Source organism: Mongoliibacter sp., from assembly GCF_007692705.1.
In the GTDB taxonomy this organism is placed as follows: Bacteria; Bacteroidota; Bacteroidia; order Cytophagales; family Cyclobacteriaceae; genus Mongoliibacter.
On sequence record NZ_REBN01000219.1, the window covers coordinates 1 to 10,970 of the forward strand.

Sequence of the window (10,970 nt, forward strand, 5' to 3'; positions counted from 1 at the left end):
TTCCTATCATTGGGCTTGCCATTATCCTGCTATTTCAAAGAAACGCCATACATCATTATCCCGTGCTCAATTCTTTTGTTTTGATTTTCGTATTATTCGAATTGGCATATCCGATATTGGGCTTATTGGTTGGCTATGATGGTTTGGGAGCCATTGGCAATACCTTACGTATGGCTTTGATCTGGTTGCCATTTTACCTCTATATTTTGTTGTCAGAACCGATTAGGGTAGATCGATTGGATGGCTTTTTGAATACTGTTTTGCGGTACAGCATTGTATTGAATATTATTTATGGAGTTGTACAAATAGGGGTAAGGGTTAGGTTACTTCCTTACTCATTTTTGATAACAAAACATTTAGAGCCCTTTGCTGTAGATTCCCATTTCAGGGTTGTAGATGGTATCAGAGCCTCAGGTTTTTTTGTGAACACCACGGGGCTTTCTGTATTTGCCATTTTGGCAATGAGCTATTTCCTTGCCAGTTACATTGGAAAAAAAAAGACATGGGACGGGATATTTGTTTTATTGAGTTTTTTGACCGTTGTACTGACCACCTCAAGGGCAGGAGTGATCACCGCACTTTTGATATTGGCAATGGGCTGGATATTTATCCCAAATAGAGGGAAGTTGATAAGTGTAATTATCTTTTTACTTATAGGTATACTGGGTTATTTTATCATTGACCATTATGTTGGTCTTGATGTACTTTTCGGAAGGTTTACGCGCTTGATTGAAGGTGGTGCAAGTACGGATAGGTCTTTTTCACATCGTACTGAAAGGATATGGCCTAAAGTGTTTCAAGCATTGGAATCCTTTGAATTCGGTACACTGGTAAATGCGGTAAATAAAGTAGGTTTGGTGGACTCAGGATACCTTACCTATTACGCCCAAGGAAAGTGGCCCTTTGTTTTGGCTTTGGTGATTTTTCTGTTGGGGACCTTGATTAAATCGCTCAATATATTCTGGGATAGAACCAACTGGGGTAATTTTCTAGTATTGGCCATTGTGATGTATCTTGGCTTTACCATGGTGGTATTGAATCCAATGCGTTCTCCTTTTGTTATATTCTTTCTTTTGTTTGGTCTTTGGATGGCCGAATCTCATCATTTGAAAAATGCAAAAAATTAAAATTCTTTACCTGGTTTCCACACTGGAAAGAAAAGGACCTACCAACCAACTGTTGTATCTGATTAAAAATCTGGATAGCAATATGTTTGAAGCTAAAGTCCTGACACTTTCCAAAGAACCGGAAAACTCCATGCAAGTTGAATTTGAGAAATCGGGAATTCCTGTCGAGACCTTGGGAACCGGTAGGTTTTCCGGTCTTTTAAAGAATAAAAAAATATTGAAAAAGTACTTGGAGGTCTATCAGCCCTCAGTTATTCAATCAATGGGTATACGGGCCGATGCATACAATGCAACTTTTGATGAAAAGTATTTTCGACTGACCACTTCCAGAAATTTCCCGCCAGAAGACTACGTAAAAAAGTTTGGAAAATTCAAAGGAGGTCTGATGGCTAAAAAGCAATTGGGATATTTTAAAAAACTGGCTGTGGTTTCCTGTTCCCAAAGCATCTTTAATCAACTCAGTCAGGTAGGCATAACAAGCGAAGTGATCCAAAATGGAGTCGATCTGGATTTATATACTCCAACAAAAAGAAGATACCACGAGAATAATGGGATAAAAGAAGCCGGTCTTTTCGTTACTGTAGGGAGTCTGATTTCAAGAAAGAACACAAAAACAATTGTAGAAGCATTTAATCTGCTTGGGCCCAGGTTTCATTTATTAGTTGTGGGGGAGGGACCTGAATTGGATATGCTGAAACATCTTAGTGAAAATGAAAACATTTCCTTTTTGGGAAACAGCAATCAAGTAAACGATCTTTTAATACAAGCAGACTGTTTTATTTCAGCCTCCTCAGCAGAGGGACTTCCCAATGCTGTATTGGAAGCTCTATCCTGCGACTTACCCGTCATCTTATCCGACATTGAGCCCCATCGGGAAATCGTGGAAAAAAGTATTTATGAAAAACTCATTTTTAATGCGTTTAAGCCGGAAGCGCTAAAAGAAAAGATATTGGAATTTCTTAAAAATAGAGATTCTTTCCTCGGGCAGGGGCGTGATTTGGTTTCTTCCAAATTTTCGGCAACACAGATGTCTAAGAAATATCAGGAATTATACCTAAAAAAATGGCCGCAAGATACTCACAGAAAGAAAGGATAATTGCAAAATACCTCTCGGCTTTTCCGGGAGCCAAACAGTTTTTGAAAAAAACATACCAATGGGTTAATTATTTAATCTATAAGCCGAGATATGTATTTCGTTCTGATTACGAGATAAAGTCTGTGGTCACCCCTCATGGTGAAACATTTTTCGGGTACTACGACAAGTCTCCTGAAAGTCCCTGCGGTAAATACCTGCTTTATCACTTGAGTCAGAGGAATACCCAAAACATTCCATCAGGTTCAGAGCCGATAGAGGTGGTTTGCATTCGGATTGACAATGGACAGACCGTTTATAAGCAAAAGACCCAAGCCTATAACTGGCAACAGGGAGCAAGGCTGCATTGGATCAAAGAAAATACCTTTGTATATAATGTTTTCAGGGCAGACGAAGGTTATGGCGCCATGGTAGTTTTCTTAAATGAGAAGGCCGAAGCGGAGGAGTTGAAGTTATCAAAGCCAATTTATGATTCATGCGCAGGGTTTGCTTTAAGCTTAAGTTTTGAAAAGCTACACAACTTAAGGCCGGATTACGGGTATAGGTGTCATGATATCTCTTTGGACCATTCAAATCCTGAAGAAGGTATTTATATGTCTACAAATTTTGATGATAAATGGGAACTGATTTTAAGTTTGAAAAGGATCAATCAGGAGTATCCCATTTCAACGGGAGGTAATGAAAATGGAGTTTCTTTTGCTGACCAAAAATTTAATCATATCATGATTAGTCCCGACGAAGGAAAATTTGTGTTTTTGCACAGGTATTATGTAGAGGGTAAAAGAATTGACAGGCTATTTGTCTATGATTTAGTAAACAAAAAGTTGAAGTTGCTTAACAAGGATGAAATGGTAAGTCATTACTATTGGCTAAATCCAATTCAGTTGATGGTATACATGAGGGATGATGACACAGCTGGCGATAATTATTATCTTGTCGATGTCCACTCAGGTGAAATAAAAACCATAGATATCCTGAAAGACCGATTTGGCGATGGCCATCCAAATGCACATTTGGAAAACCTGGTGGTCTTTGATACTTATCCCAATAAATCCCGGCTGAAGGAGCTATTTCAGATTGATCTTGGAAATCAGCAAATCTCCAAGCTCGGAGAGTTTATAGAGCCTATGAGTTATTACGGAGAAACGCGCTGTGATCTCCATCCTCGATTTAATTACACAGGAACCAAGGTATATTTTGACTCAGTACATTCTGGGAAAAGGAATCAACATTGGATTGACCTGACTCAAAAGTGATTAAGGAATATGAACAACAAGACTATTGAGGTAAATTTCAAGATTGGTATAGAATGAGTTTTCTGCAATTGCTGCCCCATCGTTCGGATTATTGGGGTCAAGGCCATTGGCCAGTTCCCAATCATCAGGGATACCATCTCCATCGGAGTCCTTGCGTGGAGATTCGCTTGTAAGTAATGGCCAGCCACCCACATCAGTTTGAGAATCGATAATTCCATTATTTCCATAGGTTGCAGTCCCCTCCCTGACTTCAAATATGATTCGGTTGTCTATTTCATCTCTACAATAGCTTGCTCCGCTGTATTTCAGTACATCTTCAAAGGCTTCCTGGGCTGTTTGGGTCCTTCGAATTTCAAACGGAAATGATGAGGTCGCTCTAGCATTTCTGACATTTTCTCCCCGAACAGGACCTTCCCAATTGCCTCCCATCCAATTGTCTCTAGTGGCATCTTGGGCACCAAAAATGAAGTTTCCGTCAATATAGAATTTGCCCTTCGGTTCCAAAACTCTTAGAATTCTGTATTTATGCTCTTCCTGGGTTGCAGGACCGTGTTTGAAGTAATTGTTGACAATATTATGGTTGCCCTCTTCACCTCCATGCATGGTGAAGTTGACCCAGTTGTAGATAACATTGTTCCGGAAATCAACAATTTCCTCTTTGGGTTTTTTGTGATATCTGGATCCATTGAATCTGGGTAATCTGGCAAAGTGATGCGCGATAAGATTATGGTGAAAACTTGCTCTTCTTCCACCGAATATCCCTCCGTAGCCGTGAGGGCCTGAAGCATGATAAGAATTGTGCAAGGCCTCGGTAATCATACACCATTGCATGGTGAAGTCCTGATTATCATAAAAAGAGGCAACTTCATCATTGCCCCAACTGATAGAGCAATGATCTAAGATGATGTTTTTTGCTTTTGTACCGGACATTGCATCATATTCCCTTTTACTAAGATCCCCAAGACGAACTCTTATATACCGAATGATGATGTTATTGGCCCTTACAATTACGGGATGATTTTGAATAGTAATGCCATCTCCAGGAGCAGTTTGGCCTGCAATGGTCAAATTTCCTTTAGTAATTACAATTCTTCTATCCAGTTCAATATTCCCTGCAACTGCAAATACCACCGTCCTTTTTCCAGATGCTTCTAGGGCTTCTCTTAAACTTCCTTTTCCATTGTCATTCAAATTAGTTACAGTAAAGACCTTGCCTCCCCGTCCTCCCGTGGTATATTTACCAAAACCATCAGCAGTTGGAAAAGCGATGGGTCTTTGGTCTGTTTGGCCATTGATATTCGTAAATGATATCTGTAGAATTAGTGCTAAAAAAAACAATCTCTTCATTATAAGGGTATTTATGCAATGGGTAAAATAATTCGAAATTTTTGCTTGCTCATTTGTTTTATGCTCTCCATCGATCAAGTATTGGGCCAAGGTATAACCCAAAATTTACCTGTTGTAAATGAATATATCAGGAGAGAACAGTTAAAGTCAAATATTGATCCCAAGTTTTCTTTGATTAACAGACCTGTATCTTTGCAATCTTTAAATAATTTTTCAACCAATCAAGACTCAAGTCAGAATTGGTTACTGACAAAAGATGGTTTTTCAGTTTCTCCAATGGTAACCAAGATAATTCACAATAGCAATAGGCCTTATGGCTGGGGTTTAGGTATAGCACAACCAAGTGTCGGTTTTCAATTATACCAAAACATCGGAGTAGGTTTTAATTCCAAAAGATTTAGTTTCCAGTTTGCTCCAGAATTTCTAATTAACCAAAATAAAGCTTTTGATGGTTTTCCGGATCAATTCAATGAAAGAATTACCAGAGAACGTTTTTTTTATTGGAATAATGGTGATTTTCCAGAAAGATTTGGAACTGGGAATGTGTTAAAGGCATGGTGGGGCCAGTCTTCTATTGCAGTCAATGTTTGGAAGTTGGCGCTAGGAGTGTCCACAGAGAATATCTGGTGGGGGCCAGGTCAGTTTAATTCGCTTTCATACAGTAACAATGCGCAAGGTTTTTATCATGTGAAACTGCAAACTAAGGAGCCTATAAAGACTCCAATTGGAAACTTTGAATTCAATATACTTTCAGGTAGAATTGATGATTCCGGTATTCATCCCTCTCAATCAGAGAACTTGAACAGTGCTTTTTTCAGAGAATTTTCAGGGGACTGGAAATACATGAATTCATTGTTGTTTTCTTATAATCCAAAATGGATTAGAGGTTTACATTTAGGTTTTATCAGGACAAACCAACAATATAGCCAGTTTATGGATGGATCAATACGTGATATTTTCCCAGTATTTAACGCAGTACAAAAAGTGAATTTTGGCTTTGATAGGGATGAAGAAGGGAGAGATCAACAAATTGTTCTTTTTGGTAAATTTTTAATTCAGAAAGCAAAAGCAGAATTTTATTTTGAATATGGGAGAAGAGACCACGCTTTTAACTGGAGAGAAGCAATACTAAATCCAGAGCATGCAAGAGCATATTTATTTGGCTTCAATAAACTGGTAGAAATCGCTCATCCAAAATATAACCTACAGCTAAGGGGGGAACTTGTACATCAACAGGAATCTGTCAATAGGTATATCCGGTATCCAGGATTGAGGGGGAATCAGACTTGGCATACCCATGGTCGTGCAAGAGGTTTTACGAATCAGGGTCAACCTCTAGGTGTAGGGATCGGAGTTGGGTCTAATGTTCAAACTCTTGAAATAGCTTTTGTAGAGGGATTCAATAAAAGGGGCATTGTTCTTGAGAGGTTGGAAAATCATCAGGATTTCTATTACAGGGCTTTTGGTCAACAACAAAAAATCAAGCCATGGATCGATCTTAGCTTAGGCTTTTTATGGGACCAAAAATGGGAGAATTTCATCTTAGGTTCAAAAGTTCAATTGATCAATGCCAATAATTACCAATGGCAGTTGTCTGATGATAGGCAGGAAGCTTTTAGTAAAGGTTTTAACCTGTTTTCTGTTTATTCTCAGGTCCATTTCATCTATCTTTTTCAAAAAAGATAAAAATATACTTACATCATGTAGCGTTTTTGCATTGACTAACGTCATAGCTCTAAACATTTATCAGTAGTTTTTCCGATTTTCCTCTATTAATCATAGCTTTACATTATGAATAAATTTTCTTGCTTAATGTCTTTTTACAAAAAGGACAATCCAATTTTCTTAAATGAGGCACTCGAAAGTTTAAAAAACCAAACCCTTCAGGCTTCCGAGATTATTTTGATTCAGGATGGTGAGATTACCGTTGAACTTGAAAGAGTAGTAAATAAATGGGAGAATACATTACCTATCAAAAGGATTGTAAATAAAGAAAATCTAGGATTAGGATACTCCCTTAAATTGGGCCTTGAGGCTTGTTCTGAAGAAATAGTAGCTAGAATGGATGCAGATGATATTTCTCATCCAAAGAGATTTGAGTTACAGTTCCAATACCTCTACAACAATCCCCAGATTTCAGTAGTAGGAAGCTGGATTGCGGAATTTTCAGCAGAAGTAGACAATATTAATACCTATAGAACACTTCCATCAGAACCAGAAGCGTTATTTAAGTTCGCTAAGAAAAGATGTCCACTTAATCATCCTACAGTTATGTACAGGAAGGATGACATTCTTTTTGTGGGCAGTTATGATAATTTCAGGTTTCAACAAGACTATCACTTATGGGGTAGGTTACTTAATTCAGGATTTAAAATTGCCAATATCCCTACAGTACTCCTTTTCATGCGTGCAGACAATGAATTGTTTGGAAGGAGAGGGGGAATGGAATATTTTAAGAATGAAATTGAGGTTCAAAAAGATTTCCTTAGAATTGGTTTCATTTCAGAAATAGAGTTTTTCAGAAACTATTTTGTTAGGGGTAGTGTCAGGATTCTCCCCAATTTTCTGAGACGTTACTTTTATCAACACGTATTGAGGTAATCTGAATACCTTTTATTAATATTGTCATCAAATTATTGAAATAAATTTTTGCTCTACAGTTTAGAGTTTTTTATAGATCAAAATTAAAATTCCAAAATGAAAGTATCTAAAATATGCTGCATAGGAGCAGGTTATGTTGGTGGACCTACCATGGCAGTGATTGCACAAAAATGTCCAGAAATTAAAGTTACCGTAGTAGATATCAATCAGGCAAGAATAGACGCCTGGAATGGTGAAGATCTTGATAAACTACCTGTCTACGAACCTGGATTGGATAAGGTGGTTGCAGAGGCAAGAGGTAGAAATTTGTTTTTTTCAACTGATGTGAATAAAGCTATAAAAGAAGCCGAAATGATTTTTATTTCTGTCAATACACCTACAAAAACCTATGGTGAAGGTAAGGGTATGGCAGCTGATTTGAAATGGGTGGAGCTATGTGCAAGGCAGATAGCAGCAGCTTCAGAAAAAGATAAAATAGTTGTCGAAAAATCGACTCTTCCTGTCAGAACTGCTCAAGCAGTAAAGGATATTTTAGACAACACTGGAAATGGTCTTAGATTCCAAATCCTTTCCAATCCTGAATTTTTGGCAGAGGGAACAGCAGTAGAAGATCTTCTTGACCCTGATAGAGTCTTAATAGGTGGGGATACAACTCCTGAAGGAAAAGAGGCAATTGATGCTTTAGTTGAAATATATGCAACTTGGGTTCCCAAAGAAAGAATCCTTACTACAAATGTGTGGTCTTCGGAATTATCAAAATTGACAGCCAACGCGTTTTTAGCGCAAAGGGTATCATCTATCAATGCTATTTCCGAACTCTGCGAAGTTACAGAAGCTGATGTTTCGGAAGTAGCACGCGCTATAGGAGCAGACAGTAGGATAGGATCTAAATTCCTCAAAGCTTCCGTAGGCTTTGGAGGTTCTTGTTTTCAGAAGGATATCCTGAATATGGTCTATATAAGTAGAAGTTATGGTCTTCATGAAGTTGCAGATTATTGGGAGCAGGTCATCAAAATGAATGACCACCAGAAAGCCCGCTTTGCAAAGAATATTATAAAGTCTCTTTACAATACAGTAAATGGTAAGAAGATTACTTTCCTAGGCTGGGCTTTCAAAAAAGATACAAATGACACAAGAGAGTCAGCCGCGATTTATGTTGCAGATCACCTTTTGAATGAACAGGCTCAGATTTGTGTTTATGACCCCAAAGTAAGTGCAGAGAAAATTTATGCTGACTTGGATTATTTGAATACACGGTCACCTGAGGAAAACAGAAAATACGTTAAAGTTGTAAATGATCCTTATGAAGCTTGTATGGATTCTCATGCAGTTGCCATTCTTACAGAATGGGATGAGTTTGTTTCTTATGACTGGGAAAAAATATACAACGCCATGCTTCAACCTGCTCAACTTTTTGATGGAAGAAATATTCTACCCCACCAAGAACTTAAAAAGCTTGGGTTTAGAGTAAGTGCAATTGGAAAGTAAAACATTTAGAAATTTCATTGCCCATGCCTAGCGCATGGGCTTATTTATGAATTGACACTCGCTTACTTTTTACATATATTCGAATAGAGATCATCTAAAATCAAAAGATCAATGAAAGGCATCATTTTGGCTGGCGGTTCCGGCACCAGACTTTATCCCATCACTAAAGGTACTTCCAAACAATTATTGGCAATCTACGATAAACCAATGATTTATTATCCTTTGAGTGTGTTGATGCTAGCAGGGATTAGGGAAATTCTAATTATTAGTACTCCAGAAGATTTGCCTAACTTTAAAAAACTGTTTGGAGATGGTTCTGAAATCGGTTTAAGCTTGTCTTATGAAGAACAACCAAGCCCCGACGGTTTGGCACAGGCCTTTATTATTGGTGAGAAATTTATTGGTAACGATGATGTTTGTTTGGTCTTAGGAGATAACATTTTTTATGGGCATGGCTTTACTCAACTTTTGAAAAACGCAGTAAGGTCAGTTGAAACGGAAAGCAATGCAACCGTTTTTGGGTATTATGTTCAGGATCCTCAAAGATATGGTGTAGTGGACTTTGACATTGAAGGGAACGCACTTTCCATAGAAGAAAAACCAAAGATCCCTAAAAGTAATTATGCTGTTGTTGGTTTATATTTTTACCCGAATTCAGTTGTTGATGTGGCCAAATCTATCAAACCAAGTAAAAGGGGAGAGTTGGAGATAACCACCGTAAACCAAGAATATTTATCCAAAGGAGAACTAAAGGTAGAATTGATGGGAAGGGGGTATGCCTGGTTGGATACAGGAACCCATGAATCGATGTTGGAGGCTTCAAATTTTATTCAAACCATAGAAAAAAGACAAGGTCTAAAAGTAGCATGTTTAGAGGAGATAGCTTTTGACATGGGATATATATCAGCTGAGGAGTTGATGGTACTAGCGGAGCCTCTTTTAAAAACTGAATATGGTCAATACCTCAAAAAAAAGATAAAATAAAAATAAACAGGATGGTGCTATCAATCTCTGATATTTTGAGATTGCTACCGATTATCTGTTGAAATAGGTAATTTGTTTTGTTGGGTTCATGAAATCAAGTAATTTTCCGATTCAATTTAATTTGAATAAATAATACCCATTGTTGATACAATTCCCCCATTCGTCTTTTAATATTTATCTAGAATTTTGCTGAAAAGTGATTGGGAATTTTATGTCTGTCAAATCTTCAAAAGCTAAGTTTTCCTAATGGGACTGAAAGAGCGAAGCTGTAAATATCACTACATATGAACAAGAGTATGAAACCACTAGAAAAGTCAAAAATAGCCGTTATTGGGCTTGGGTATGTTGGTCTACCGTTAGCTGTTGAATTCGGTAAAAAATTTAAGACCATTGGTTTTGATATTGACTCGAATAGGGTAAAAGAATTGATAAAAGGAGTAGATAAAACGCTGGAGGTCGAGGATGATCTTTTACAAGCCGTACTTGTAAATTCATTGGAAGGAAATGGGCTTTTGCCATCGGATGACCCCGAATCAATGTCTGATGCCAATATTTATATAGTAACTGTTCCTACACCTACAGATAAGCACAATAAACCCGTACTTACTCCTATGCTCAAAGCCTCGGAGACTATTGGGAAAATGCTTAAAAAAGGTGATGTGGTAATTTATGAGTCGACAGTGTATCCTGGAGTAACAGAAGAAGAGTGTGTGCCTGTTTTGGAAAAATTTTCAGGATTAAGATTTAATGAAGATTTTTTCGCTGGGTATTCGCCTGAAAGAATCAATCCAGGGGATAAAGAACACACAGTTGCTAAAATTCTGAAAGTAACTTCAGGGAGTACGCCTGAAGTAGCAGACTACGTAGATGATTTATATAAGACTGTAATAACTGCCGGTACGCATAAAGCCTCATCAATAAAAGTGGCAGAGGCCGCTAAAGTAATTGAAAACTCCCAAAGGGATATTAATATTGCATTTGTCAATGAACTTTCAAAAATCTTCAATCTCCTTGGCATTGATACGCACGAAGTTTTGGAAGCAGCTGGAACCAAATGGAATTTCCTGAAATTCA

9 protein-coding genes are annotated in these 10,970 nt (G+C 37.8%); 8 read left to right on the forward strand and 1 reads right to left on the reverse strand.

What is annotated here, in order from left to right:
• From EA341_RS15475 to EA341_RS15485, 3 genes are all read left to right on the forward strand, one after another.
• Positions 1-1,127: hypothetical protein (locus EA341_RS15475; protein WP_293016071.1), on the forward strand; the 1,127-nt coding region annotated here is incomplete at its 5' end.
• Positions 1,114-2,223 (forward strand): glycosyltransferase family 4 protein, encoded by a 1,110-nt coding sequence (locus EA341_RS15480; RefSeq protein ID WP_293016072.1) that lies wholly within the window; start codon positions 1,114-1,116, stop codon positions 2,221-2,223. The genes EA341_RS15475 and EA341_RS15480, both read left to right, overlap by 14 nt.
• Positions 2,190-3,476, forward strand: a complete 1,287-nt coding sequence (locus tag EA341_RS15485; protein WP_293016073.1) for a hypothetical protein — start codon at positions 2,190-2,192, stop codon at positions 3,474-3,476. Before EA341_RS15480 ends, EA341_RS15485 begins: the two co-directional genes overlap by 34 nt.
• Here EA341_RS15485 and EA341_RS15490 read toward each other — a convergent pair whose 3' ends face one another.
• A complete protein-coding gene (locus EA341_RS15490; RefSeq protein ID WP_293016074.1) occupies positions 3,477-4,823 on the reverse strand; it encodes a pectate lyase in 1,347 nt (448 codons plus the stop codon).
• A gap of 60 nt (positions 4,824-4,883) precedes the next feature.
• On the opposite strand from EA341_RS15490, the gene EA341_RS15495 reads away from it, so the two are divergent.
• The 5 genes from EA341_RS15495 to EA341_RS15515 form a co-directional block, all read left to right on the forward strand.
• Entirely contained in the window at positions 4,884-6,509 is a 1,626-nt protein-coding gene (locus tag EA341_RS15495) for a capsule assembly Wzi family protein (protein WP_293016075.1), read from the forward strand.
• 126 nt (positions 6,510-6,635) lie between these two features.
• Complete coding sequence (locus EA341_RS15500) at positions 6,636-7,424, forward strand: glycosyltransferase (protein WP_293016076.1); 789 nt, start codon at positions 6,636-6,638, stop codon at positions 7,422-7,424.
• A 96-nt stretch (positions 7,425-7,520) separates the two neighbouring features.
• On the forward strand, positions 7,521-8,912 hold the full coding sequence (locus EA341_RS15505) for a UDP-glucose 6-dehydrogenase (protein ID WP_293016077.1): 1,392 nt from the start codon (positions 7,521-7,523) through the stop codon (positions 8,910-8,912).
• A gap of 111 nt (positions 8,913-9,023) precedes the next feature.
• Positions 9,024-9,896, forward strand: a complete 873-nt coding sequence (gene rfbA, locus EA341_RS15510; RefSeq protein ID WP_293016078.1) for a glucose-1-phosphate thymidylyltransferase RfbA — start codon at positions 9,024-9,026, stop codon at positions 9,894-9,896.
• A 296-nt stretch (positions 9,897-10,192) separates the two neighbouring features.
• Positions 10,193-10,970: nucleotide sugar dehydrogenase (locus EA341_RS15515; protein WP_293016079.1), on the forward strand; the 778-nt coding region annotated here is incomplete at its 3' end.